This window comes from Paenibacillus sp. JCM 9796 (assembly GCF_055379675.1).
Genome location: NZ_AP043723.1, coordinates 3,650,889 through 3,673,476, shown reverse-complemented (window position 1 = coordinate 3,673,476; position 22,588 = coordinate 3,650,889). Strand labels below are relative to the sequence as shown.

Here is a 22,588-nt window from a genome sequence, read left to right as displayed (position 1 = left end):
GGGTTGCCTTTATGTAGGAACAGGCAGCGGACCGCTTAAAACCAAATTCAGGTAAAGTCATAACACATATCATGTCATACAAGTATAAAGAAAAAAATCAAAAATGATTTTTTAATTGCGCGATTTTTCGGCGGTTCTCTTCCATCCCGATAGCGATCAGCTCTTTCGCTTTTCCTGCGTCTTTATTACGGATTGCTTCATACTGGGCAATATGCCCCTGCAGGCTTTCTTCGTTAACCCCAAAGACGCGATTTAACTCTTCGAGATAGTAATAGTACGCATCCTTAACTGCATTCATAAGTTTGAGGAACAACTCGTTTTTGGAAGCCCTTACAATTGCGAAGTGAAATTCCAGATCGCTCTGGGAATATTTTACAAAGTCATCTTTGTTCGCAATCATTTTCTGCAAGGCTTGACCGATTTGCTGAATATCCTTCTCCTCCGCCCTCTCAACGGCCAAATCAATACACTTGAACTCAATCGTCTCACGAAATTCCATCATGTCCAAAAATTCTTGTTCGCTTAAGTTCATGACAGGGATGAAGCTATTGAGAATGCTTTCATTTATGGAAGGAGACACAAAGGAGCCCTTTCCATGGTGCGTGGTAATGATACCGACAGCCCTTAGCTTTTGAATAGCGCTTCTGACACTAACGCGGCTGACATTAAACATTTGGCACAGTTCGTTTTCAGACGGTATCTTGTCGCCAGGCTTCCATTTTGCGGTGATAATGTTGCTTTTGATCTGATCATAAACCTCATCTACCACATTTTGCTTTTCAATGGCCTTTATAATTATTATCCACCACCAATCTTGTAACTTGTGATACAAGTCTAACAAAAAATTCGAATTCGCACAATATGTATTTTCATGTTTGGTACTTCAGACCTATTAAAACCGTCCTGATTTTAAGTTCTTCTTAACGCCATTAGCGTTTCCGCTGAAGGTTTACTTTTCCCCTTTTCGATCTCACTTAAAAATTGCCTTGTGATATACCAAGCGAAGCAGCAAATTCAACTTGATTTAATCTGTTTAGTTTTTCTTAGAACACAAATTATATCCCCAATCATACAGCACCGTACCTTAATCGTATTTTCACTAATGATGACAAAAAATAGCCCGACAAATCAAGGTTTTTTGACTCATCGGGCTATCTTACTTATGACAAATCTACGTTCCAAACCCGTGACAAACAACGTTCCAATCAGTGCCAAACTGAATTACAACTCACAACAACAGAATAATCGTTCACTTACCCCAGCCGCTGCCGCATCGCCTCAAACAGCACAACCGTCGCCGCCATCGCAGCATTCAACGACTCGGCCCTTCCGGCCATCGGAATAAGCACGCGCTGCGACGCCAGCCGGTCGACTTCGGGCGACACGCCCTGGCCTTCGTTGCCGATCACGAACCAGGTCGGCGGCCGGAAGTCGCAGTCATAGAGCGGAACAGCGCCCGCCAGGCTCGTACTCGCCACTTGAATGCCGGCGGCCGCGGCTTGCGGCAGCCATTCCCCGAGATCGCCCTGCGCAATCGGAAGATGGAAGAGCGATCCCATCGTGGAGCGCACGGTTTTCGGATTGTACAAATCGACCGTGCCTTTGCCAAGCAATACGCCCGTTGCGCCGACAGCGTCCGCGCTGCGAATGATCGTCCCCAAGTTGCCGGGATCTTGAATGCCGTCGATGACGACAACGAGCCCGTCCGGCAAGCTGGCCTTCATCAAGTCCGCCGGCCGCCATGGCAGCTTGGGAACGACGGCGAATACAGGCTGCGGCGTCTGAGTGTCAGTGCACTTCGCCAGCACCTGTTCCGTCACGGGGACGCACTCGACTCCCGCCGCTTTCGCCTTCCGCAGGAGCGGCGAAACGACGTCGAACCTTTCCGCCGTATACACTAGCGTCTCCGGCATCGACTCGGAGCTCAAAGCCTCCTCCACCAAATGGAGCCCTTCGATCATGAAGCGGCCGATTTTATCCCGCCCTTTGCGGCTTAACAGTTCCGCCCACTGTTTCACGCGCGGGTTTTGCGCCGAACGGATCGTGTCTGCCGCGGCAGCGTTTTGTTCATAATATGATGTCAATTCGAGCAACCTCTATTCCGCGAACGTCTTTTCAAAATGCTGCAGGTCGGTATTTTTGCCGACAATGACGAGTATGTCATTCGCTTGAATTAAATCTTCGGCATGCGGCGCAATATTCATTTTCTCTCCGGTTTTGATCGCCATGACGTTGCAGCCATATTTGGCCCGAATATCCAGCTGCCGCAAGCTGCGCCCGATCATCCTTCCCGAGGCCGCAATTTCAACAATGCTGTAATCTTCGGAAATTTCGATATGATCGATAATATTGGATGAAATCAGATGATGGGCCACGCGTTGTCCCATGTCCCGTTCGGGATAAATCACCTTGTCCGCCCCGACCTTGCGCAGTACCTTGCCTTGAAGCTCGGTTTGGGCCTTCACAATTAAGCGCGGGACCCCGATTTCCTTCACAATAATGGTTGTCAGAATGCTCGCCTGAATGTCTTGGCCGATCGCCACCACGACAACGTCGAAATTGCGCAAGCCCAAGGAACGGAGCGCTTCCTCGTCCGTCGAATCGGCCTGCACCACGTGAGTCACGAGGTTAGCGACCTCTTGTATACGCTGTTCGCTGCTGTCAATGGCCAATACTTCAAAACCAAGGTTGGATAACGTCACAGCTACGCTGGAACCGAAGCGTCCCATGCCGATAACAGCAAATTGTTTTTTCATGCGTTTCCGCCTCCACCGTGCGATTCTGAATCTAAACCTGAGCCTTACTTTCATTATAAATATAAATGCAAACCGAAGTCCAATCGTTCAACGTCCTGCTGAAAAAGGCATGAATCCGAACGATTCGGAGCATATTAATGAAAGTGAAATCGAACGAAAAGCGGAGGGCGGGCATGAATTTGAACTTGAGACAAGCCATCGTACAACGGATGCACGATAAATCGAACGAGGAGCTGATGGGGGTGATCGAGGATTCGATCGACGGGGAAGAACGCGTGCTCCCAGGCCTCGGAGTGCTGTTTGAAATCATTTGGAAGAACAGCGAAACCGAAGTGCAGACCCAACTCATCTCAACGTTAAAAGAGCACTTGGCCTAGCCGGATATAGCTCTTGCCGGGAATGGATGCAGCCCGACTTTCGCCGTTGCGGCAAAGCCGGGCTCTATGCGTTTAGAACCGCGTTCCCTCAAGCCGGCACGAACGGCGGACGACAAGCCGGGTATCGAGCTTCACCCCGATTGGTTTCATCCGCACGTTATCGTCCGCGTTCAGGCGGCCGATCACTTGTTCGGCCGCGATCCGTCCCATTTCGAAGAAAGGAACGGCCACACTGGAGAGCGGAGGATCGGTCACGCGGGCTGCATCCGAATCGTCGTACCCGATAATCGCATAATCCCGTCCGGGCTGAAACCCATGCTCCCGCAGCCCTTGTATCAACCCGATCGCCATCCGGTCGTTGGAAGCGAATACCGCATCGATCCGCTCCATATGCGGCGCCATAGCCGAGGCGGCTTTGTACCCGCTTGTCCGGCTGTAATTGCCTTCGTAATACAAGCCGGCCGGCATCTCGGCAGGGATGTTCACATGCGCTTCCAGCAGGCCTGCTTCCTTCATCGCTCGAAGATACCCCAACCACCGGTCCCCGCTGTTCGAATACTGAACGGAGCCGTTCAAGAAGGCGATATGCCGGCAGTTCCCTGCAATCAAATGTCGAACCGCCTGATAGCTCCCCTCCACATGATCGGCATCCACCAGATTAAATTCGGCTCCCGGAAAATGCTGATTCACCACGCAATAAGGAAATCCGTTCTCGTGCAGCTTGGCAAGCTCCGCCCGTTCCTGCGCCGTATCCGTGGCGCCTAGCAGAATACAAGCATCCACCTTGTGCGATCGGAACAACCGGCTGTAATCGTTCTCCTCGCCGGGAGTACGGAACATTAACAGCATGTCGTAGCCGGAGTTCCTCGCCTGCTCCCCGATGCCGCTAAGCACCTCGGCAAAATAATAAGTCGAAAAAATATGCACTTTGGGCACATACGGAAGCACGACGCCGATGTTCCCGCTGCGCCTTCTGGCGAAGTTTTGGGCAATCGCGTTCGGATGATAATTGAGCGTCTCGGCCGCTTCCAGTACGCGCTGCTTCGTCTTCTCCCTCATCGGTCCGACCCCGTTGAATACCCGGGAGACCGTTGCTTCCGAGACCCCCGCCAGTATGGCGACTTCTTTGCGGGTTACGATGTAGACCACCCCCGTTCTTTATCGCGCTACGCCAGTTGCGCTCATTATCTCTCGCGCGGCCCGCACTGTCAACCTCAATCGTCCGCTCAGGTCCCTCTTCACCGCTTGCCCTGCTACACTATCAATATGCTTGACAGTACGTTACGGCCGTCTGAGTCGGTCCTGCCCAGCCCCCCGGATAAACCAAAAAAACCTTTCGCCAACCGCTCTTAAAGCAGCGGGGGACGAAAGGTTTTGGCAGATACGCCGTCCCTTACGGGGCCGTCTCCAAAAACTTCAAATTCGGATTTTTCTCCATCGCCGTACGAAGCGCATACTCGTTCTCGAACAGCGCTACATAGTTGTCCTTCTTGTCCTTCACGAGCTGCGAATTGATCCGGAATTTGCCCGGATCGATATCGTCGCCGACGAGCCAGCGAGCGAACTGATACGTCATGCGGGAGAGCTGTACGTCAACCCCGTACTCGCCTTTCATCCGGTACTCGAACACCTCGAACTGGAGCTGCCCGACGACGCCGAGGATCAGATCCTCGAAGCCGATTGTTTTGAACACTTGAATCGTGCCTTCCTCCGTCAGCTGATCCACGCCTTTTTGGAACTGCTTGTGCTTCAAGGCGTTCTTGACCGTCACCTTCGAGAACAGCTCCGGCGAGAACGTCGGCAGCTCGTCGAACTCCAGTCCCGGGGTCTGGCTCAGCGTATCGCCGATGCGGAAGATGCCCGGGTCGAACAGCCCGATAATGTCGCCGGGGTACGCATCCTCGACGATATCGCGGTCCTGTGCGAGAAATTGCTGCGGCTGCGACAGCTTGATGTCTTTACCGACCCGCACGTGCTTGACGCTCATCCCGCGCTCGAATTTGCCTGAGCAAATGCGGAGGAAGGCGATCCGATCACGGTGCGCCGGGTTCATGTTCGCTTGAATTTTGAAAATGTAGCCCGAAAATTTCTCATTCAGCGGGTCGATCTCGCCTACGTTGCTTTTGCGCGATGTCGGTATCGGTGCAAGCTGCAGGAAGTTTTCCAGGAACGTCTGCACCCCGAAGTTGTTGATCGCGCTCCCGAAGAATACCGGGGTCAGTTCGCCGGTACGCACCTTCTCCATATCGAACTCGTCGCCCGCAACATCGAGCAGCTCCAAATCCTGCACGAGCTGCTCGTAGAAAAATTCGCCCGCAATCTCCTTCACGATCGGATCGTCGTAACCGCTGACAGGCTGAACCTGAATTTCACGGTGATCATCGCCCTGGAACAGCTCGACCTGCGTCAGCTTCCGGTCGTACACGCCGCTGAATTGTTTGCCCGAGCCAATCGGCCAGTTCATCGGATAAGAGCGAATGCCGAGCAGGTTCTCCAGCTCCTCGAGCAGCTCAAACGGATTGCGCCCTTCGCGGTCCATCTTGTTAATGAACGTAAAGATCGGAATGCCCCGCTTCCGGCACACCTGGAACAGCTTCTTCGTCTGGGCCTCGACCCCTTTGGCCGAATCGATCAGCATGACCGCGCTGTCCGCCGCCGTCAGCGTCCGGTACGTGTCTTCGCTGAAGTCCTGGTGACCCGGCGTATCCAGAATGTTGACGCGATGACCCTCATAATCGAACTGCATCACGGACGAAGTGACGGAGATTCCGCGCTGCTTCTCGATCTCCATCCAGTCGCTTGTCGCGTGGCGGCTCGCTTTGCGCCCTTTGACCGTACCGGCCAGCCGAATCGCTCCCCCGAATAAGAGCAGCTTCTCGGTTAATGTCGTTTTCCCGGCATCCGGGTGAGAGATGATCGCGAACGTCCGGCGTTTGCGGACTTCCTCCGCTATTTTTCCTTGATTATCGGTACTCATGTCGAATGTAATTCCTTCCTCATTTCGCAAAGTTACAGATGTTTCTTACGCCTTCGTCAGTGGAACCGTCCAATCGGCTTCCTTCAGCCATTGCTTCCCGGTGAAATCCCGGCCGCGAAGCGTGACGCGATCCCGATACACTTGCACATACAAGCCTTGCGACTTCTCTTTATCCACGGTCTCGTATTTGCGGTTCATGACGCGGCCGACCGATGAATTATGAAAATAATGAAAGCTTTCCCTCACATAATGTTCAATAGTCCCTTGAAAATCCTGATGACTGTGCCCGCAGAATACGAATACGTTCTTATAAGGCTTCAATATTTCACGAAAACGATTCGCAGGAATCAGCTGATGCGTTTTGCCGTCGCGGCCTGCTGGCGGAAGCGGCTGATGCGTCATAATGAACACCGGCTTGCCGTCCTTGTGTGCGGCCAGACGCTCCTCCAGCCAGGCGAGCTGCTCCTCGGAATACCAAGCGCCCTCGCCGACCTCCGGTTTCTCCTGCACATACGTTTCCTGCGACAGCAGAATGACGTGATGTCCCTGCACCCACACGTCATGGTACGGCTTAGACAAGCCGAAGAACGCTTGAAACCGCTCGCGCGACTGCCAATCGGTTTTGCCGTTCGGCATCGTATCTTTATTAAATCGGCCGAATCGATCAATCCAAACGTCATAGTAATCGTGGTTGCCCATGTTAGCGTACAGAGGCGGCAGCTTGTACGCCGATAGCAGCTTGCTTAGCCCCTTATACTCTTTCTCGCTGCCGTACTCGGTCAAGTCGCCCGTAAGCGCGATCGCGTCAACCGGCCCCCCGAGCTCCTGAATGTCTTCGAGCGCTTTCTTCAAATTCCGGATCGTATGCGGATCGGCTTCCGAAACATGCAAATCGCTCAGCACCATCAACGAAAACAGCGGCGCATTCGGATCGCCCCCCGCTTGCAGCTCCGGCTTGCCCGTTTGAGGGGCGTCCACCGTACCTTTCGCGGCTCCCGGCGCTCTGGACGCTTCTTGCGTGGCAACAACCTTCTGCAGCAGCTTGACGAGCCCAGCGAGCGCCGTCGCAATCAGAGCGAGCATGGCGAGCATCCACCCGATAAAAGCGCGTCTGGACACGCAGAACCCCCCTTACCTAACGTCAACACTTACTCTCCATCATAACATACTTCACGAAATGAAAAAAAGAGACTGCCCGGCGCGAAGCTTCCCCGCAGCCTGACAGCCTGTCCTTCGTTTATACTGTAGCAAAAATGTCCGCGCCGGCGTCTCCCCGGGTATCTGGAGAGCTCCAAGGGCTTCCGTACGAACCCCTATGTCCGGGTCCGGCGCTCCACCGGCCTCGGACAAGTTCATTTCCGTTGTGGCGCTGCTTGCTTAACGCTGTACGAATTCCCAAGCCACTTCGCCTTCGTCTTGACCGTTGACCGGCCACCAGCGGAAACCGTCTTCTTCGACCAGCTTCCGGCCGCGTTCCGGTCCCCATGTGCCGGCCGGGTACGACTGCAGGTCATCGGACCGTTCGCTCCATGCTTGCGCAATCTGGTCGACGTACTTCCAGGCGAGCGCCACTTCATCCCAACGAGTGAAGTAGGTGGAGTCTCCGCGGGCGGCGTCATGCAATAGACGCTCATACGCTTCCGGAGTATTCAAGCCGACTTGGCAGCTTTGGCAGAAGTCCATCGCCACCGGCACGATCGTGCCCTCCGAGCCCGGTTGTTTGGCGTTCATTTTGAAATAAATGCCTTCCATCGGGTTGACGCGGAACACGAGCAGGTTCGGCTCCAGCTTGTGCTTCTTGGCCAAATATACATTATTCGGCACATTCTTGAACTCGACCACAACTTCAGTCGTTTTCACGGGAAGCCGCTTGCCTGTACGAATGTAGAACGGCACGCCGGCCCATCGGAAATTATCCACGAACACGCGCGCGGCAAAATACGTTTCGGTATTCGAATGCGGATTTACTTTGTCCTCCTCGCGGTAACCGGGGAGCGCCTGTCCTTTCAGCGTTCCTGCCGCATATTGACCGCGGACGGTATGGGCGCGCACCTCATCGGACGATTCAAATCCCCGCAAGCTGCGAAGTACCTTCACCTTCTCGTCCCGGATACTTTCCGGGTGCATCCGTCCCGGGGGCTCCATGGCCATGATCGCAAGCATTTGGAGCATATGATTCTGACCCATGTCGCGCAGTGCGCCGGAACGGTCGTAGTAACCGCCGCGCTCTTCCACCCCGACCGTTTCGCTCAGCGTAATTTGAATGTTGGCAATATATTTATTGTTCCACAGCGGCTCGAAGAACGCATTCGCGAACCGAACCACGTTGATATTCTGCACCATTTCTTTTCCGAGGTAGTGGTCAATGCGGTAAATATCCTTCTCATCGAACACTTGGCGGATTTCGGCGTTCAGCTTCTCGGCGGATTTCAAGTCGTAGCCGAACGGCTTCTCGATGACCAGCCGGTGCCAGCCGCCGGTTTCCTGCAGGCCACCGGCCTTCAGGTTATGCGACACGCTGCCGAACAGTTCCGGCGACAGCGCCAGGTACGATAACCGGTTGCCGCCGATTTCGAATTTGGCGTCGAGCTTATCGGTCAGGCTGCGCAGCTCGCGAAACCCTTCCACGTTGTTGATGTCGAGCGACATGTATTCGAAATGCTCGGCGAAGGACTCCCACTGCTCGTCCTTCGTTACATTGTAGCGCGCGAACTCTTTGATCGAATCCAGCACGTCTTGACGGAATTCCGCATTGGAACGCGGACGGCGTGCGAGGCCGACGACGGCGAATTTATCGCCCAGCTTCCGCTCGCGGTATAAACTGTAGAAAGCCGGGAACAGCTTACGACGAGCCAAATCCCCAGTCGCTCCAAAAATTAAAAACACAGCATTCGTCATAATTTCCCTCATTCTTTCTCTTAGTATATAGGGTGGAAAAAACGCCTATCCTGCTTTTCCCTTTAGCATAACCAAAATGAGAACGAGTTTCAATACTCTGTCGTAATGACAGGTGTGCCGAGCGTCAGCCGCCAGTCGCCCGATTGCGAATCGCAGCGCAGGGCCGCCTGCAGATGAAGCTTCCGATCGCCGCTCCAGACGAATTCGTTCAGCTCCGGCGACGCGTACGAGACGCTGACCGTGCCTCTGTCCTCGTAACGCTCCTCCGCCTTCGCTGCCAGCTCCCGCTCCACCGTGCGGAGCGCGGCTTCCGCGCCTTGCGCGCTCGGGTCGGCAAGGCCGCCCTGCACCATTACGTTCCATGAGGCATCCCATTCCAGCCCCTCTACAGCGGCGTCCAATCGCTGCTGGAGAGCGACCGCTTCCGCGGCTCCGGCCGCAGGGAGCGTCTCACATTCCGTCTTCACGATCGCGTAAAACTCGCCGGCATTCAGCGAGGTAAGCAGCAGCGTCTGCTTGCAGCCGCCCGCTGCACCCTCCTGGCGGTATACGGCGTGCCCTTGCTGCTCTGTGAGGGCGGCGGCTGGAGTCATGCCAAGCCGTTCGCTCCACAATTGCCCGTCGGCGAGCAGATCGGCTTCGCCGGATACGGGGAGGTAAGCGCCTGTCTTTTTCATCGTCAGCTTGACGGTTGCTGCAGGATCCATGACTTGCTTCGCGGTCGTCAAGAGCTTGATGATGTCGGCATAGGCCCCTGCCTTGCCCGCCGTTCCCGCCGCCGGCAGCGCCGCCTGCGTGCGCAGTACCGCCAAACATCCGATTGCCGCCAACGCCAGCAGAGCCATCATCCCGAACTTCCGCATCGCATATCCCGTCCTTTTGTTCCGAATCTATCAATCTATTGACCAGCATGGCCGGAATCCATAGATTGTATACCCCGCGCCCGCAAAAATAGGCAGTCGCCCCCGGGCATTCGTCTAGGACAGCGGTACAAAAGCCGCATAGTCTGAAGTGTAGGCTTCCAGCAAGCCATGACGGAGGTGAATGTACGCATGAAACCGATCTATCCGATTGGCGAAGCGGGGTGCAGGCCGCATTACGGCAAGCCGGTCTGCGTGATTTTGAAGAACGGTACCGAAATCTTCGGGACGCTGATCGGCGTCAAGAAAGGCGAGCTAATTCTCAGTTACGACGAAGAAGAGGCGGTCGCTCCAGCTTCCGGCCCAACCAGGAGCAGCCGACGCTCGCCGAAGAAGAAAGCCCCCGCTTCCGGCAAAAGAGCCGGGAAAGGAACCGCCGCCGAGCATATCGCGCAGGCATCCGCTCATCCGTTCGGCCCCTCCCCTTACCCGGCGTATCCCGTTTCCGTTCTTCAGCACGGCCGCCGAGTCGTTCTCGACATTGGACTGGTTGGGCTGTTATTCACACTCGCTTAATTGCAAAAAACCAAGTCTCCGAGGCTCGCAAGCGAAGCGAACGGCAGACTTGGTTTTTCATTACATTGACTTCCTCATCAAGAAACAACGCATATGCGGATCGTAATAAATCGACGTGTACCCTAACCGTTCATAGAAGCCCCGGGCCCGCCCGTTCGCTTCGTCGACCCACAGGGTCACTTCGGGCAGTCCCAATTCCTGCGCCTTCCGTTCCACGTATAACATTAAACGTTTGCCAATCCCCTTTCCCTGATACCGGGGATCGACTGCGAGCATATCGACCGACAACCGTTCGCGGTCTGCTATTAGCGCGATAAATCCGACCGGAACGCGTCCGGCCGTTGTTTCCACGTACGTCACGCCCTGGCTCAGCCGCTTTCGCAGAAGAGATCGACTGACTCGAGCGCTCGGTAGCGTCTGTTTGGCGAAAGGTAGCAGCTCTTTCTGGACAAGCTGATAAATCACGCCGTCGTCGCGCCGAGGAATTCGTTTGCGGATCATCCGTCAAACCGCCTTTCCCTAGCTGAAGCTTTTCCTCCATCGTATGTAGGGAACGGAAGAAAGGTTAGGGCGGACGACCCGTTTATTTTTTATACTTTTTGCCTACGAATCGCAGGAACGCAACACAAATCACCAACACGCCCGCTATCACGATCACTTGTACCGCATTCATCCGAACGAGCTCCTTTTGACCGAAATTTGATTTTTTATGTTACTCCAATTACTCGGCCGGTGTCAAGTGAAATGATTTACGAGCAAAGCGCCAATGGTTTATAATGGAAATAAGCATCTGGAGGGATAGGGGGGCCGGACATGATTACACCACCAATTACACGAGTATTCCGCCCGTATGAGGTGCATGCCCAGTGGTATGCGTACGAACAGTCGCAGTCCAAAGCCGTCGGCTCGGTGAAGCCGAAACCGCCGGGCTTGCCCGTTATGCTTTGGCCCCAACATCGATTCGAGCAATTCGCGCGAAGGACGGCCGCCGATCTCGCGAACGTGTTGACCGCGGCCGGGAAAGCCGAACAAGCCGTCGAGGCGGCCAAACAAGCCGCGACCACGACGGAACCTGACGGCTTGCCGGAAGCCGCCGAGCATATGGTCGAGGGATTCAATCGACTGTCCGGCGCTTTAAGCGATGCCGGCAGCCTGTTAAAGCCGGCTGTCCGCAAATGGGCGTCCCGCCTCCCGTTCGGCGACCTGGAGCGCATCGGCATCGTCCGCCAGCCGGACGGCTCGCTGCGAATCGATGCGGAACTACTCGCCGAGCAATTGCAGCGGCAGCCGGACGTCGTTGCCGGCACGCTGACCGGCAGCGGCGGCTTCGCCGATCGGCTGGCAGCAGCGGCTGACCGTCTGCAATCGCTCGCCGCGTCGAGCCTGATTGACCGGCAGCAGGACGAATACCGCGCGTTCAGCAGCTACACGGTCAGCCCGGACAGCGGCTTGCAGACGTATTTATCCGTGCCGCTAACCGGCACGCTGTTGGATGTGTCCAGGTAAGGAGAGCCCTTGCGCCCGCCTCGCGATCAGAGGCGGGACGCTCCGTCAGGCGCCTGTCGCCCCTGCCGCCGCTTGGCGCACGCGCAGCGCATGCCGGATCGTCTCCTTTTTCACACGGTCGGCTTTATCCGCTTCAGCCTCCATAAAGAAATCGTCGGATTGATATAAGGAAAGCAGCGTGTTCTCGGCTGCCCGTCTCGCGGCGTCCTCCCGCTGCAGCAAATAATGCGCAATTTGATAACTGTATACCTCGTAACGCTTCAATACTTCCGCCTTCTCCCCGAACGACAGCCGTTTCGTCGGTTGGTGTCGATTCTGTGCAGCCAAGCCTTTCATTTTCGGCAAGTCATCTCCTCTCCAAGCCGCAAAGAACGCATTCGTCCTCTAAGTAATATGACGAATGAGCGGCTGGAAAGCATTCACTTCTAAAGAAATCTTAAGAAATACAGAAGCCCCGACGGCATTTGTTCCGTCAGGGCTTCCTATTGTTATGCAACATGGTTACCGGCCGCATCTTGTCTCATTTTACCCAATCTATCGACCACGCTTCAATACCGCGAATGACAGGTTCCAGGGCGCGCCCCTTCTCCGTTAATGAATATTCGATGCGAACCGGCGTTTCCGGGAATACTTCCCGTAACACGATTCCTTCCTGCTCCAAATCCTTTAGCCTTTCGGACAGCAGTCTTCCGCTGATGGGCAATGCCGCTTCAATCGTGCAAAACCGCTGACGGCCCGAAAGCAGCTGATAAATGATGAGCACGGCCCACCGTTTACTGAGGATTTGCGACGCTTTTTCCATCCGGGGACATAACGTCGACTCGTTCATAAGGCTTCACCTCACTCTTAGTACTAGTATAACCGAAATAAACTAAAAATTATATAGTTAAACTTCATTAATTAGTTACTTGACATATTTAAGTTATTATCTTAAACTAACTTACATAAAGTAACCTAAAACGAACGCACTTGAAGGAGGTCCCCTTAATGGTACCATCGTTATTTTTAGCCCACGGTTCACCGATGCTGGCCATCGAGCAAACCGAATACGCCGCATTTCTCGCTCAACTGGCCCAGCGCATCCGTCCGAAAGCTATCGTTATTTTCACCGCGCATTGGGAAACTGAAGTGACGACGATTTCCTCGTCGGACGACGTATACGACACCATCTACGATTTCTACGGCTTCCCCGACGAACTGTACAAGATTCGTTATTTAGCCAGAGGCTCCTCCATCGTTGCTGCGAACGTGAAGGAGCGGCTGGAGAAGAACGGCATCGCCGTACAAACCGACACGACGCGCGGCCTCGACCACGGCTCCTGGACGCTGCTGCACCGGATGTACCCCGAAGCTGACATACCGGTCGTACAGGTTTCGGTCAATCCGTACACCGCGCCCCGCGAGCAATACCGGATCGGTGAAGCGCTCCGCGGCCTAGGCGACGAAGACATCCTCGTGATCGGCAGCGGTGTCACCGTGCATAACCTTCGCATCATCAAGTGGGGCCAAACGACACCCGAGCCTTGGGCTGTCGAATTCGACGAGTGGCTGCTCGGACGCCTGGAGCAAGACGATCAGGAAGCGCTGTTCGACTATGCCGCGCAAGCCCCTCACGCCCGCCTCGCTGTTCCGCGCGCGGAGCATTTCGTGCCCTTCTACATCGCATGGGGCAGCGGAAATCCGCAAAGAAAGCCGTCGGTCATTCACCGCAGCTACGATTTGGGCACGCTCAGTTATTTGAGCCTTGAATTTTAATCCTAAGGGAGAGAAACAGTCATGAATAGAAATGTCGAAATCGGACAACTCATTTTACGCATAGGCTTGGGCCTCACCTTCATGATCCACGGTTACTTGAAATTTGCCGGAGGCATCGCCAATGTTTCCGGCTGGTTCGAAAGCATCAGTCTCCCTGGCTTCATGGCCTATGTGGTCGCTTTGGTCGAGCTGATCGGCGGCTTCGCGGTGATCCTCGGACTTGGAACCCGAATCATTTCCGCGCTGTTCACGATCATTATGCTGGTCGCCCTGTTTAAAGTAAAGCTTGCCGCAGGCTTTACGGGCAGTGCTCAAGCGGCCGGATATGAGCTTGAAATCGTACTGCTGGCCATGTCTGCAGCACTTGCCTTCAGCGGCAGCCAGTTGCTCTCCGTCGAGAGATTGCTCCTGAAAACGATGTTCGGCGATCAGTTCGAAGATCGCCGCGCCGCTTAAGCCAACAGCAAATCCCCGTTCCTGCAGCCTCCGCGCTGACGGATACGGGGATTTTTGTGTGTTTGCTATTCCACCAAGCCCTGCTTAAACGCATAGATGGCCGCTTGAGTCCGATCCTCGACGCCGAGCTTAGCGAGTATATTCGTCACATGAAACTTCACCGTTTTCACGCCGATGAACAGCTCGTCTGCGACATCCTGGTTCGATTTGCCCGAAGCGATCAGCCGCAGCACTTCCATCTCGCGATCGGTCAGCTCCTCGTGCGGCATCGCCGCCTGCTTCGGCTGCCGGAACCGGTTCATCAGTTTGGAAGCGACTTGTGATTCAAGCACCGACTGCCCTTTAACGGCCGACCGGATAGCTTGGGCGATTTCTGCCGCGCGCGACGTTTTGAGCAAATAGCTGAACGCTCCCGCTTCTATGACCGGATAAATTTTCTCGTCGTCGATAAAGCTCGTCAGCACGATCACTTTACAATCCGGGTGCTGCTCCAGCAGACGGCGCGTCGTTTCGATCCCGTCCATCCCGTCCATCACCAAATCCATCAGCACCACATCAGGACGGTATTCGAGCGCCAGCCGAATGCCTTCCTGACCGCTGCTTGCCTCGCCCACCACCTCGATATCGTCTTCCGTACCGAGCACGGCCGCTAGCCCGATCCGCACCATCTCATGGTCGTCGACTAGCAGCACTTTAATCGTCGTCTCTTCCATTCTGAGTCCCTCCCTCCGCCATAATCGGAATTCTGATCTCGATCCGCGTGCCTTTGCCCGGCGCCGTCAATAAATTCATCGAGCCGCCGATTTCGTTCACGCGTTCATTCATCGTAACTATACCATAGGACGCTTGCTTCCTCATATCCAAATCGAAGCCGACGCCATTATCCCGGATCAGCAGCCGCACCGCATCGGCGGAAGGCTGCGTGAGCCGTACTTCAAGCTTCGTCGCCTTCGAGTGGCGCAGCGCATTCGACATCGCTTCCTGGGCGATCCGGAACAGATGGTCCTCGATGCCCTTGGGCAGCTTAATATCGTCCGACAGCTCCCAATCCATCTCCATCGGCACTTTCGCCGCGAGCTCCTGCATCAGCTCGACCAGTCCCTCCGACAAGCGCTTGCCCTCCAGGTGAACGGGCCGCAAATGCAGCAGCAGCGCGCGCATCTCCGATTGGGCAACCGACGCCATCTCTTCAATAAGATGGATCTGCCGCTGCGCTTTGTCGAAATCTTTATCCAGCGTCCGCCCGACCGCCGTCGCCGTCATCGAGATTGCGAACAGCTGCTGGCTGACCGCATCGTGCAGTTCGCGTGCCAGCCTCTGCCTTTCCTCGACGATAGCCGAATATTTAGCCTTTTGCGCCAATTGGGCGTTGTTGTTGGACAGCCGCTGCAGCGAAGAGACCTGCTCTTCCCATTTCTTCGTTATTTGATTAAGCTGCTCCCCGAGGCGTCCGATCTCGTCCTCGCCTAACTGCGGCACCGCGCGGCTCAAGTTTCCTTTTTCCAGCAGCAGCATCACTTCCCGAAGCTGTTCGAGCCTGCGGTTGATACGCGTAGAGTACCACAGCCCGTAAGAGCCGCCGAGGATGATCGTAATGGAGATCAACGTCAAACTGAGGCTCACGCCTTCTTTCCACGACTCAAAAGGACGAATATACCCGTTCGCCTGGAGAAAGTACACGATAACGGCAAACAAAATAAGGCTGAGCCCGATGGACTCCGCCATACTTCGCCATATCATGTTGGTCAGACGTTTCTCATGTCCGTCCATGCCGCTTCCTCCACGCTACACGATTTTGATATCGATATCCGCAATGACATAAGACATTTCGATCTTCACTTGACGATCCGCCGTCCAATAGTTCGGCGACTGCCATACGAGCTTGTTCAGCACGCCCGCTTCCTTATCATACCCGATGCTCGTTTGACCGAAAAGCACAGAAGCCGTCACGGATACCCCGACATCCTCCGGCACGATGAAATCGATGTCCCCGATCACGCCCTGCAGGACGATGGTCGTCTCCTTCTGCTCGGGTATCGCATACGTCAAATCCATATGAATCTCGCCAAGCACGTTCCAAATCGACATATCGCGCAGCATCCAGGGATCTCGGCCCCAACGAATGCTGTCGATGATGCTTTGCTTCCGGTAATGACGATCGTCCCGGTCTATCTTTCGTGATTTGTGATAAAAAAATCCTAGAGAAATCAGCACGACCGCAATCACGAGCGGCATATTTCCGCCCAAGAGCAGCAGCAGGCCGATAATCATCAGCACATACCCTTTGCGCCCGGTTCCCGAACGAACTTTATACACGCCGAATAACAGTAAAAAGAGGGCGACCACCGTGATGAAGCTCATGTGATCGTGCGCCAACAAAAAAATGCCCGCTCCGATCAAAACGAGTGCGATATTGCGGTTTCGTTTACGGTACATGTGCGCCGCCCCCTTTCGTCGGTCTAGTTGATAGCGTGAAACAAAAGCCATAGCGGCTGCATAATGGCCCTCCATGGCTTTTGCCCTACCTAGCATATCATAACTGCCGGGTTCGCTCCACTAGCATTTTCACGGCTGCTGCGAATGCTTATTTAGGCTCGGAAGAAATTTTTTCTTTCAGAAGGTTCAACTGCTCGTCGAGCTTTTGCTGTTTCGCCGGATCGACGTTCGCGCCAAGACCGTAAGCCGAACCCGTATAAGAGGCCGTGCCGACAAAAGGCTTGCGTGCGATCTCCGCCTCCACTTCGAGCGTCATGATTTTCTCTTCCATGCGGCGGAAGCCCTTCACGGCACTGCCGCCTTCGATAACGTTGTTCGCCGTCACTTCGGCCATTTGCTTCTTAGCCTTGGCCAGCTGTGCGCGGGAAATCAGCTCGCTGCGCTTGTTGCGCATTTGATAGAACGAATCTTTCATTTCATGCAGCTGTTGTACCAGCTCGGCCGCTTGCCCCTTGGCCTGCTCATGCAGCTCGGTGTATTCGGTAATTTTCCCTTCGTGATACAGCTTTTGCTCGAGTGCTTGGCGTGCCGCCAGCTCCTGATCGTTCTTGAGCGCTTCCTTCGCTTGCGCTTCGAATTGCGCCGTCAGACGAACCGCTTCATCCAGACGTTCCTTCAGCTTACGTTCACTGGCGATTTGACGGGCGACCGTCACTTCGGCCTGTGCGATTTCCTCTTCCATGTCGCGGATATATTGGTTCAGCATAATGATCGGATCTTCGACCTTATCCAACAGCTCGTGCAGCGACGCTTTCGTCATATCTTTAATTCTGGAAAATACTCCCATGATTATATCTCTCCTTTAGTTTGGTTTTGTTGTTGTTTTTCGTATTGCGCGACTTTGGCGCGGAGTTCTTCAATTTCTTTCCACATCGCTTTTTTCTCGATGTCTTTCATCATATCGTCAAGGTCGCTGCCGGCCGTGCCCGCCGCTTGCGCTTGGCTTGCCGCATACTCGGCTTCGTAACCTCCCGCTTGCTGCGGGCTGCCCCAGCCGTAACGCTGCGCTTTACGGTAGTGCCTCTCGGCGCGCTTCCAATCTTTCCAGCTGCAGAATTGATGATCCCACTTGCCGCCATACGGATTCGCCCCTCCGCCGTAGCCGGGACCTGGACCGTGAGGCCCGCCGTGCCAAGGCTCGCTCGGGATCACCAGCGCCGCCAATACATAGATGCCGATGACGACTCCGCCGGAGAACAGCGTCGTGATGACCACCAGGAGACGAAGCAGCGTCGCATCGAATCCCAGCGTTTCTGCAAGACCTCCGCATAAGCCGGTAATCTTACGATCGGTTCGGGAACGGTATAATTTCGTCATGGTCGATTCCAGCCCTCCTGTTGCAGTTTACTGCGAAGTTTTGCGAGTTCTTGGTCCAGCGCTTGCGAAGCGGCGCCGCTGGCGGCAGTCCATGCGTCACGGACATGGCCGCGAACCTCGCGAAGCGTTCTCGCCGTCAGTTCCATGTCGGATACGCGCTCTTCCAATCGTTCGAACATGCGTGGCGACGGTCCTGCGCCCATCGAACGCATTCGTTCGTTCATGCGCTGCTGCAGCCGGACAGATTCCAGTCTGGCGATATAATAGCTCCGTTTCGATGCGATTTCATCGAAATCGGCTTTTAATTGCTGCACTTGCTCCTCGAGCTCGACGATGCCCAGTTTGCTTTGCTCATACAAGGCTTTGTACTGCGCCGCTTTCTCTTCCTGCGCCATCTTCTCCTGCAGCGCCATCCGGGCGACTTCATCCTCGCCGGCACGCAGCGCCAGCATCGCTTGCTGCTCGCGGCGCTCCTTCAGCTGCTCGGCTGCCGCGTACTGATGGCGGAGCGACGCGGCGTGGCTTAAACATTGCTGCAGCAGCTTCTCCGATTCGCGGATCTGCTCCGACTGCGAAGCCAAATATTTATCGATCAAGCGAACCGGGTCTTCCGAATTTTCCAGCATCTCATTGAAATGGGCGACCGTGATGTCACGGAATCGTTTGCCTAAACTCATGCTTCGTTCAACCACCTTTTCTTCTAGGATTCGTTATGTGTGTTAGTAAACCGATTTTTTGCAGCGCAGCATCGAGACACCGTAACCGATCAATCCGATCGCCACCAGCAATCCGATCAATCCGGACAGCTTGCCGAGCAGAATCAAACCGCCGATACCGATCAAGATCCAGCCGATAATGCTCTTACCGTTCTTCAGTCCGACGAATCCGAGGCCGACCATAGCTGCGGGGAATAGGATGCTCATGACATGATGCCCGATGTGAAAACCCGTCTTGTTCAGCAGGATCAGCGCTCCGAAGAAAATCAACAGCACCGCGAGTCCGGTATGTTTATTCATTCTCATGAATTCGTTTCACCGCCTTTCGTTTGTTTCTCGTTTGCTTATGTCTTTATTCTAGGGAAAAACCGCTCCACCCAAAACGAACCAGCGGCGGGTTTTGAAACTCGACTAAAGTCCAGTGAACTGCCCGACTGGCGGATTCGGCAGCCGCAACTAAAAAACCTCAGCATCCCCAATAAGGGTGCTGAGGTTTCATTTAAAAGTTATCCGCCAAATACACCGGGCGCGGCGGAATAAGCCGTTCCAGCGTTTCCACCGCTTCCGCCGTGCCCTGCAGCCTGCCGATCTCATGCAATAAGGCCGGGCGCCGGTAACCGAGCATCAGCACAGCCAGCGTTTGAATGCTGCAGGACGCGAACGGGAGGCATCCTGACGACGCGCTGTCCGCTTCCCGCACGACAGCCGTCCCGGACTCGTCCACAGAGAGCCGCCACACCCCGTTGTTCCACGCGGCATGCGTGTCCTCGACGCGCAGCAGCAGTGTGCTTTCCACACCGGAGGCGAACGGAAATTTTGCCAAAAACGCGGGCACATCGACGATTCTGGCCATAAATGTAGGCGAGAGCTCCTGCTTGATGCGCGGATGGTCGAGCAGGAACGCCAGATCGTCCTCGGCCGGAGCTGACAGCGTGAGACGATCGATCATCGAATCGTGATCGGCCAGAAACCGCCATAGCGCCGTCCGAGCTTGGTGATCGAGATATACAAGCTCGTGCACCTTCAATACCCGCTCCTTCACCTGATACATCACATATCCTGCAGCACGCCCCGAAGAGTCGTAGTACACGGCTGCCGTCCCCGGCTTATTTCGGAATACGCGATACTCCCACCAGCCCTCCTCCCGGACCAGCATCCCGTTGTATCGCTCGGCATAGGCTGTGTACACCGGCTCCAACAGCTCACGCTGCCCGCCGGTACGTACGATCTTCCCTGTGCCGGCCGGCCAATGGGGGAGCAGCGCCGCCGGGATATCGTATATTTTCTGCTCCGCGCACATTTCCCAGCCGAACTTCCGGTAGAAAGGGAATTGAAACGGGTATAGGAACGACAGTGTCTGTCCCTGTTCCTTCATGGTCATCAACGCATGCGCCAGCAGCTTCGTCACAAGCCCGCCCCGCCGGTACTCCGGCCAAGTGGCAACGCCTGCGATGCCGCCCAGGGCGAATTTCTTGCCATGCATCCAGGTTTCGAAGCCGTGGATCGTCAGCTTGGCCGCCAAGCGGCCATCCACATAAGCGCCCCACAGCTCCTCGGTGCGCATCAAAGCTTCGCGATGATAACGGTCTTCCTCTGTCAGTACATACTGAAAAGCGAAAGCAGACAAATCCATCGACTCTTGAAACTGCTCCTTGGGGATATTGCGAATCACCGGCTGTTCACTCATCGCACAACTACCTTTCTTTTCCTCGTGGTCTCTACTTTTTAACCCGGCTGCAAAAAACGCATTCCAGTCCGGCTGATTGCCTCGCGGCCGAGCGTTCTCCCGCTTGCTGTACGTTCGGTCCATCCGTTTCATGCAATCTTGAAAACTCATTTTCTCGTTTAATCGAGGCAATCCTCATATACTTGCGTCTTACGTATGCGCCTAAGTAAAAGACAAAAGACATGCTGCTGCCATTGTAACCCAGAATATCGGGAAATTCCATGTTTCTACCATGAATAAAATGCTAGTCAATTGGATGTAAGTCAGTAGCAGCGAGCTTTGCGCGAGCATCTCCGGCCCTGTTCTCCCGCGGAATTAACTGCTTTTTTCCTGTCTCGGTCATAAGTCCATACCAAAATTATATAAAGGCCATATAGTATAATATGACTTCTGAAAGGGGGATGTCACATGAGCGCAGTCGGATTTTTTACAACAACTGGTGTAATTCTTGTATTGTTCATCTTGCTCGTAATCGTTTTACGTGCACTCATCATCTAATCTCTTAATGCCGAAAAACCCCCTGTAAAGCTACTAAGTAGCTTTCAGGGGGTTTTTCATGTATAAGGGCCACCCTCCGATTTGCGGCATGCGGCGTCCCGTCGGCTTATGAGTTCGCTTGTCGCTCAAGAGCGCCTTCGAAGCATGCAAAAAGGCTCGGACCTTCACGGTCCAAGCCTTCGGAATTAATTTAAATAACCCATAATAATGCCCGCTGTTTCCTCGATTGCCTTATCGGTCACATTAATGATCAGACTGCCCACTTGCTTCATTAGCGTTTGCGCGTATTGCAGTTCCTCATCGATCCGTTCCATCGTCGCATACTTCGCTCCGAACGGCAGGCCGACCGCCTTCAGCCGCTCAGTCCGAATCTTGTACAACTTCTCGGCGTCCATCGTGAGTCCGACGATCCGGCTGCCGGGAACGAGAAACAGCTCCTTGGGCGGCTTCACTTCCGGCACCAACGGTAAATTCGATACCTTGATGCCCTTATGCGCCAGAAAAATGCTCAGTGGCGTCTTCGATGTCCGCGAAACCCCGATCAGCACCAGGTTCGCCTTCAACAGCGAGCTTGTATCCCGGCCATCGTCGCACTTCACTGCAAACTCGACCGCTTCCACGCGGCGGAAATAATCCTCGTCGAGCCGGTGCAGCAGCCCCGGCTCTCGCTTCGGCGCGTCGTTGAACGTATCGACGAACGCTTCCATCATCGGCCCCATAATGTCCACGGCGCGTACGCCGAGCCGGAGCGCTTCTTCCTTCATCGTTTCCCTGAGCTCGGGCTGCACGAGCGTATACGCAATGAATCCGCCCCGATGCGCCGCTTCTTCGACGATGGCGCGCACTTCATCTTCCTTCTTAATATGGCCGATCCGCTTCGTCCTTACCTGATGAGCATCGAACTGCCGGATCGTCGCTCTGACGACGGCTTCTGCCGTTTCCCCAACCGAATCAGAGCAAATCGTAATTTCATAATGTTGTTCTTCCCTCATTCGGTTCCTTCTCCTTATTTTTCAGATCATGATTAGCGGTCTATGGCCAAATCCAGCAATATTTTCGTCATAATCGTTTTTGTCACGCGTCCTACTACTTCCCAACGGGTCCGCCCGCCCGCCTCTTCGCTTTTCACCGGCACGACCACCGGCAAGCTGTCGACTTGGTGGTGAATCATTTTGTTCGCCGCATCGATCACCGATTCCTCCGGCGTTACATGAATGACATTGGGCTCTCGCGTCATGACCATACTCACCGGCATGGAAGAAGCGCTGGCGTTGCCGAACGTAAATTTCAACAGATCCTTACGGGAAATGATGCCGGACAAACAACCGTCCTCCCCGACTACAATCAAGCTGCCGACATTCTCCAGAAACAACGCCACAACCGCATCGTGCACCGACGCCTGGTCCCGGACAACAACAGGAATCGCCTGAACGTCCCGCACTTTCAGCCCCAGCAGCTTGCGTGAAGCCTGTGATCCCGTATTCACCGATGAACCTGGCGTGTATCCGACCTTCGGCTTGGCGTCAACCAGCCCCAGCATAACAAGCAGCGCCAGGTCAGAGCGCAGCGTCGGTCGGCTTAACCCGAGCATTTCCGCTATTTGTTCGCCGGTAATCGGCGCATTCGCTTTCACTAATTCAACGATCTGTAATTGGCGCGCACTCAGTTCGATGA

27 protein-coding genes are annotated in these 22,588 nt (G+C 54.7%); 5 read left to right on the top strand and 22 right to left on the bottom strand.

What is annotated here, in order from left to right; translation table 11 throughout:
* Nucleotides 1–97: 97 nt before the first annotated feature.
* The 4 genes from ACZ439_RS17825 to ACZ439_RS17810 all read right to left on the bottom strand — a co-directional run bounded on the left by ACZ439_RS17825 (nucleotide 98) and on the right by ACZ439_RS17810 (nucleotide 2,756).
* Nucleotides 98–841 (bottom strand): FadR/GntR family transcriptional regulator, encoded by a 744-nt coding sequence (locus tag ACZ439_RS17825; protein WP_464619989.1) that lies wholly within the window; start codon nucleotides 839–841, stop codon nucleotides 98–100.
* A 68-nt stretch (nucleotides 842–909) separates the two neighbouring features.
* The gene (locus ACZ439_RS17820) at nucleotides 910–969 is read right to left on the bottom strand and encodes a hypothetical protein (protein ID WP_464621140.1); all 60 of its coding nucleotides are present in this window, start codon (nucleotides 967–969) and stop codon (nucleotides 910–912) included.
* Nucleotides 970–1,253: 284 nt separating this feature from the next.
* Nucleotides 1,254–2,084 carry a TrmH family RNA methyltransferase gene (locus ACZ439_RS17815; protein WP_054796195.1) on the bottom strand — a complete coding sequence of 277 codons (831 nt, stop codon included), beginning with the start codon at nucleotides 2,082–2,084 and terminating at the stop codon, nucleotides 1,254–1,256.
* Between the two features lie 12 nt (nucleotides 2,085–2,096).
* Nucleotides 2,097–2,756 carry a potassium channel family protein gene (locus ACZ439_RS17810; RefSeq protein ID WP_127608189.1) on the bottom strand — a complete coding sequence of 220 codons (660 nt, stop codon included), beginning with the start codon at nucleotides 2,754–2,756 and terminating at the stop codon, nucleotides 2,097–2,099.
* 173 nt (nucleotides 2,757–2,929) lie between these two features.
* Between ACZ439_RS17810 and sspI the strand changes: the two genes are divergently transcribed.
* Complete coding sequence (gene sspI / locus ACZ439_RS17805) at nucleotides 2,930–3,133, top strand: small acid-soluble spore protein SspI (protein WP_054796194.1); 204 nt, start codon at nucleotides 2,930–2,932, stop codon at nucleotides 3,131–3,133.
* A gap of 72 nt (nucleotides 3,134–3,205) precedes the next feature.
* On the opposite strand, the gene ACZ439_RS17800 is transcribed toward sspI, so the two are convergent.
* From ACZ439_RS17800 to ACZ439_RS17780, 5 genes are all read right to left on the bottom strand, one after another.
* The gene (locus tag ACZ439_RS17800; RefSeq protein WP_141335812.1) at nucleotides 3,206–4,273 is read right to left on the bottom strand and encodes a LacI family DNA-binding transcriptional regulator; all 1,068 of its coding nucleotides are present in this window, start codon (nucleotides 4,271–4,273) and stop codon (nucleotides 3,206–3,208) included.
* A 253-nt stretch (nucleotides 4,274–4,526) separates the two neighbouring features.
* The gene (locus tag ACZ439_RS17795) at nucleotides 4,527–6,110 is read right to left on the bottom strand and encodes a peptide chain release factor 3 (protein WP_127608190.1); all 1,584 of its coding nucleotides are present in this window, start codon (nucleotides 6,108–6,110) and stop codon (nucleotides 4,527–4,529) included.
* A 45-nt stretch (nucleotides 6,111–6,155) separates the two neighbouring features.
* Nucleotides 6,156–7,229, bottom strand: a complete 1,074-nt coding sequence (locus tag ACZ439_RS17790; RefSeq protein WP_054796160.1) for a metallophosphoesterase family protein — start codon at nucleotides 7,227–7,229, stop codon at nucleotides 6,156–6,158.
* A gap of 258 nt (nucleotides 7,230–7,487) precedes the next feature.
* Entirely contained in the window at nucleotides 7,488–9,008 is a 1,521-nt protein-coding gene (gene zwf, locus ACZ439_RS17785; protein ID WP_127608191.1) for a glucose-6-phosphate dehydrogenase, read from the bottom strand.
* 89 nt (nucleotides 9,009–9,097) lie between these two features.
* Nucleotides 9,098–9,871: a YwmB family TATA-box binding protein gene (locus ACZ439_RS17780; protein WP_054796159.1), complete on the bottom strand. Its 774-nt coding sequence runs from the start codon at nucleotides 9,869–9,871 to the stop codon at nucleotides 9,098–9,100.
* Nucleotides 9,872–10,060: 189 nt separating this feature from the next.
* Between ACZ439_RS17780 and ACZ439_RS17775 the strand changes: the two genes are divergently transcribed.
* Entirely contained in the window at nucleotides 10,061–10,444 is a 384-nt protein-coding gene (locus ACZ439_RS17775; protein WP_054796158.1) for an LSm family protein, read from the top strand.
* Nucleotides 10,445–10,504: 60 nt separating this feature from the next.
* Here ACZ439_RS17775 and ACZ439_RS17770 read toward each other — a convergent pair whose 3' ends face one another.
* Complete coding sequence (locus ACZ439_RS17770) at nucleotides 10,505–10,945, bottom strand: GNAT family N-acetyltransferase (RefSeq protein ID WP_054796157.1); 441 nt, start codon at nucleotides 10,943–10,945, stop codon at nucleotides 10,505–10,507.
* A gap of 312 nt (nucleotides 10,946–11,257) precedes the next feature.
* Between ACZ439_RS17770 and ACZ439_RS17765 the strand changes: the two genes are divergently transcribed.
* A complete protein-coding gene (locus ACZ439_RS17765; RefSeq protein WP_054799254.1) occupies nucleotides 11,258–11,950 on the top strand; it encodes a hypothetical protein in 693 nt (230 codons plus the stop codon).
* 45 nt (nucleotides 11,951–11,995) lie between these two features.
* Here the strand turns inward: ACZ439_RS17765 and ACZ439_RS17760 are convergent, their stop codons facing one another.
* Nucleotides 11,996–12,286: a hypothetical protein gene (locus tag ACZ439_RS17760; protein ID WP_054796193.1), complete on the bottom strand. Its 291-nt coding sequence runs from the start codon at nucleotides 12,284–12,286 to the stop codon at nucleotides 11,996–11,998.
* Between the two features lie 184 nt (nucleotides 12,287–12,470).
* A complete protein-coding gene (locus ACZ439_RS17755; RefSeq protein ID WP_054796155.1) occupies nucleotides 12,471–12,779 on the bottom strand; it encodes a winged helix-turn-helix transcriptional regulator in 309 nt (102 codons plus the stop codon).
* Between the two features lie 158 nt (nucleotides 12,780–12,937).
* On the opposite strand from ACZ439_RS17755, the gene ACZ439_RS17750 reads away from it, so the two are divergent.
* The gene (locus ACZ439_RS17750) at nucleotides 12,938–13,705 is read left to right on the top strand and encodes a DODA-type extradiol aromatic ring-opening family dioxygenase (RefSeq protein ID WP_054796154.1); all 768 of its coding nucleotides are present in this window, start codon (nucleotides 12,938–12,940) and stop codon (nucleotides 13,703–13,705) included.
* Between the two features lie 21 nt (nucleotides 13,706–13,726).
* Entirely contained in the window at nucleotides 13,727–14,161 is a 435-nt protein-coding gene (locus ACZ439_RS17745; RefSeq protein WP_054796153.1) for a DoxX family protein, read from the top strand.
* A 65-nt stretch (nucleotides 14,162–14,226) separates the two neighbouring features.
* Here ACZ439_RS17745 and ACZ439_RS17740 read toward each other — a convergent pair whose 3' ends face one another.
* From ACZ439_RS17740 to ACZ439_RS17695, 10 genes are all read right to left on the bottom strand, one after another.
* Nucleotides 14,227–14,874, bottom strand: a complete 648-nt coding sequence (locus ACZ439_RS17740) for a response regulator (protein ID WP_054796152.1) — start codon at nucleotides 14,872–14,874, stop codon at nucleotides 14,227–14,229.
* The gene (locus ACZ439_RS17735; RefSeq protein WP_464619988.1) at nucleotides 14,855–15,931 is read right to left on the bottom strand and encodes a HAMP domain-containing sensor histidine kinase; all 1,077 of its coding nucleotides are present in this window, start codon (nucleotides 15,929–15,931) and stop codon (nucleotides 14,855–14,857) included. The genes ACZ439_RS17740 and ACZ439_RS17735 overlap by 20 nt, the downstream gene beginning before the upstream one ends.
* Nucleotides 15,932–15,946: 15 nt before the next feature.
* On the bottom strand, nucleotides 15,947–16,597 hold the full coding sequence (gene liaF / locus ACZ439_RS17730; protein WP_201318066.1) for a cell wall-active antibiotics response protein LiaF: 651 nt from the start codon (nucleotides 16,595–16,597) through the stop codon (nucleotides 15,947–15,949).
* 148 nt (nucleotides 16,598–16,745) lie between these two features.
* Nucleotides 16,746–17,444 (bottom strand): PspA/IM30 family protein, encoded by a 699-nt coding sequence (locus tag ACZ439_RS17725; RefSeq protein ID WP_127608196.1) that lies wholly within the window; start codon nucleotides 17,442–17,444, stop codon nucleotides 16,746–16,748.
* 2 nt (nucleotides 17,445–17,446) lie between these two features.
* Nucleotides 17,447–17,974 carry a PspC domain-containing protein gene (locus ACZ439_RS17720; RefSeq protein WP_201318065.1) on the bottom strand — a complete coding sequence of 176 codons (528 nt, stop codon included), beginning with the start codon at nucleotides 17,972–17,974 and terminating at the stop codon, nucleotides 17,447–17,449.
* Nucleotides 17,971–18,651: a PspA/IM30 family protein gene (locus ACZ439_RS17715; protein WP_054796150.1), complete on the bottom strand. Its 681-nt coding sequence runs from the start codon at nucleotides 18,649–18,651 to the stop codon at nucleotides 17,971–17,973. The genes ACZ439_RS17720 and ACZ439_RS17715 overlap by 4 nt, the downstream gene beginning before the upstream one ends.
* Before the next feature lie 42 nt (nucleotides 18,652–18,693).
* Nucleotides 18,694–18,996 carry a LiaF transmembrane domain-containing protein gene (locus tag ACZ439_RS17710; RefSeq protein WP_127608198.1) on the bottom strand — a complete coding sequence of 101 codons (303 nt, stop codon included), beginning with the start codon at nucleotides 18,994–18,996 and terminating at the stop codon, nucleotides 18,694–18,696.
* Nucleotides 18,997–19,189: 193 nt separating this feature from the next.
* Entirely contained in the window at nucleotides 19,190–20,377 is a 1,188-nt protein-coding gene (locus ACZ439_RS17705; protein ID WP_054796148.1) for a GNAT family N-acetyltransferase, read from the bottom strand.
* A 722-nt stretch (nucleotides 20,378–21,099) separates the two neighbouring features.
* Complete coding sequence (locus ACZ439_RS17700; RefSeq protein ID WP_430103919.1) at nucleotides 21,100–21,906, bottom strand: pyruvate, water dikinase regulatory protein; 807 nt, start codon at nucleotides 21,904–21,906, stop codon at nucleotides 21,100–21,102.
* Between the two features lie 32 nt (nucleotides 21,907–21,938).
* Complete coding sequence (locus ACZ439_RS17695; RefSeq protein ID WP_306439360.1) at nucleotides 21,939–22,559, bottom strand: helix-turn-helix transcriptional regulator; 621 nt, start codon at nucleotides 22,557–22,559, stop codon at nucleotides 21,939–21,941.
* Between the last annotated feature and the right edge of the window lie 29 nt (nucleotides 22,560–22,588).

Excerpts from the sequence above, each read along its gene's own strand:
- ACZ439_RS17810 (WP_127608189.1), bottom strand. The coding sequence starts at position 2,756 with ATGAAAAAACAATTTGCTGTTATCGGCATGGGACGCTTCGGTTCCAGC.
- sspI (WP_054796194.1), top strand. The coding sequence starts at position 2,930 with ATGAATTTGAACTTGAGACAAGCCATCGTACAACGGATGCACGATAAA.
- ACZ439_RS17795 (WP_127608190.1), bottom strand. The coding sequence starts at position 6,110 with ATGAGTACCGATAATCAAGGAAAAATAGCGGAGGAAGTCCGCAAACGC.
- zwf (WP_127608191.1), bottom strand. The coding sequence starts at position 9,008 with ATGACGAATGCTGTGTTTTTAATTTTTGGAGCGACTGGGGATTTGGCT.
- ACZ439_RS17780 (WP_054796159.1), bottom strand. The coding sequence starts at position 9,871 with ATGCGGAAGTTCGGGATGATGGCTCTGCTGGCGTTGGCGGCAATCGGA.
- ACZ439_RS17775 (WP_054796158.1), top strand. The coding sequence starts at position 10,061 with ATGAAACCGATCTATCCGATTGGCGAAGCGGGGTGCAGGCCGCATTAC.
- ACZ439_RS17770 (WP_054796157.1), bottom strand. The coding sequence starts at position 10,945 with ATGATCCGCAAACGAATTCCTCGGCGCGACGACGGCGTGATTTATCAG.
- ACZ439_RS17765 (WP_054799254.1), top strand. The coding sequence starts at position 11,258 with ATGATTACACCACCAATTACACGAGTATTCCGCCCGTATGAGGTGCAT.
- ACZ439_RS17760 (WP_054796193.1), bottom strand. The coding sequence starts at position 12,286 with ATGAAAGGCTTGGCTGCACAGAATCGACACCAACCGACGAAACGGCTG.
- ACZ439_RS17755 (WP_054796155.1), bottom strand. The coding sequence starts at position 12,779 with ATGAACGAGTCGACGTTATGTCCCCGGATGGAAAAAGCGTCGCAAATC.
- ACZ439_RS17750 (WP_054796154.1), top strand. The coding sequence starts at position 12,938 with ATGGTACCATCGTTATTTTTAGCCCACGGTTCACCGATGCTGGCCATC.
- ACZ439_RS17745 (WP_054796153.1), top strand. The coding sequence starts at position 13,727 with ATGAATAGAAATGTCGAAATCGGACAACTCATTTTACGCATAGGCTTG.
- ACZ439_RS17740 (WP_054796152.1), bottom strand. The coding sequence starts at position 14,874 with ATGGAAGAGACGACGATTAAAGTGCTGCTAGTCGACGACCATGAGATG.
- ACZ439_RS17735 (WP_464619988.1), bottom strand. The coding sequence starts at position 15,931 with ATGGACGGACATGAGAAACGTCTGACCAACATGATATGGCGAAGTATG.
- liaF (WP_201318066.1), bottom strand. The coding sequence starts at position 16,597 with ATGTACCGTAAACGAAACCGCAATATCGCACTCGTTTTGATCGGAGCG.
- ACZ439_RS17725 (WP_127608196.1), bottom strand. The coding sequence starts at position 17,444 with ATGGGAGTATTTTCCAGAATTAAAGATATGACGAAAGCGTCGCTGCAC.
- ACZ439_RS17720 (WP_201318065.1), bottom strand. The coding sequence starts at position 17,974 with ATGACGAAATTATACCGTTCCCGAACCGATCGTAAGATTACCGGCTTA.
- ACZ439_RS17715 (WP_054796150.1), bottom strand. The coding sequence starts at position 18,651 with ATGAGTTTAGGCAAACGATTCCGTGACATCACGGTCGCCCATTTCAAT.
- ACZ439_RS17710 (WP_127608198.1), bottom strand. The coding sequence starts at position 18,996 with ATGAGAATGAATAAACATACCGGACTCGCGGTGCTGTTGATTTTCTTC.
- ACZ439_RS17705 (WP_054796148.1), bottom strand. The coding sequence starts at position 20,377 with ATGAGTGAACAGCCGGTGATTCGCAATATCCCCAAGGAGCAGTTTCAA.
- ACZ439_RS17700 (WP_430103919.1), bottom strand. The coding sequence starts at position 21,906 with ATGAGGGAAGAACAACATTATGAAATTACGATTTGCTCTGATTCGGTT.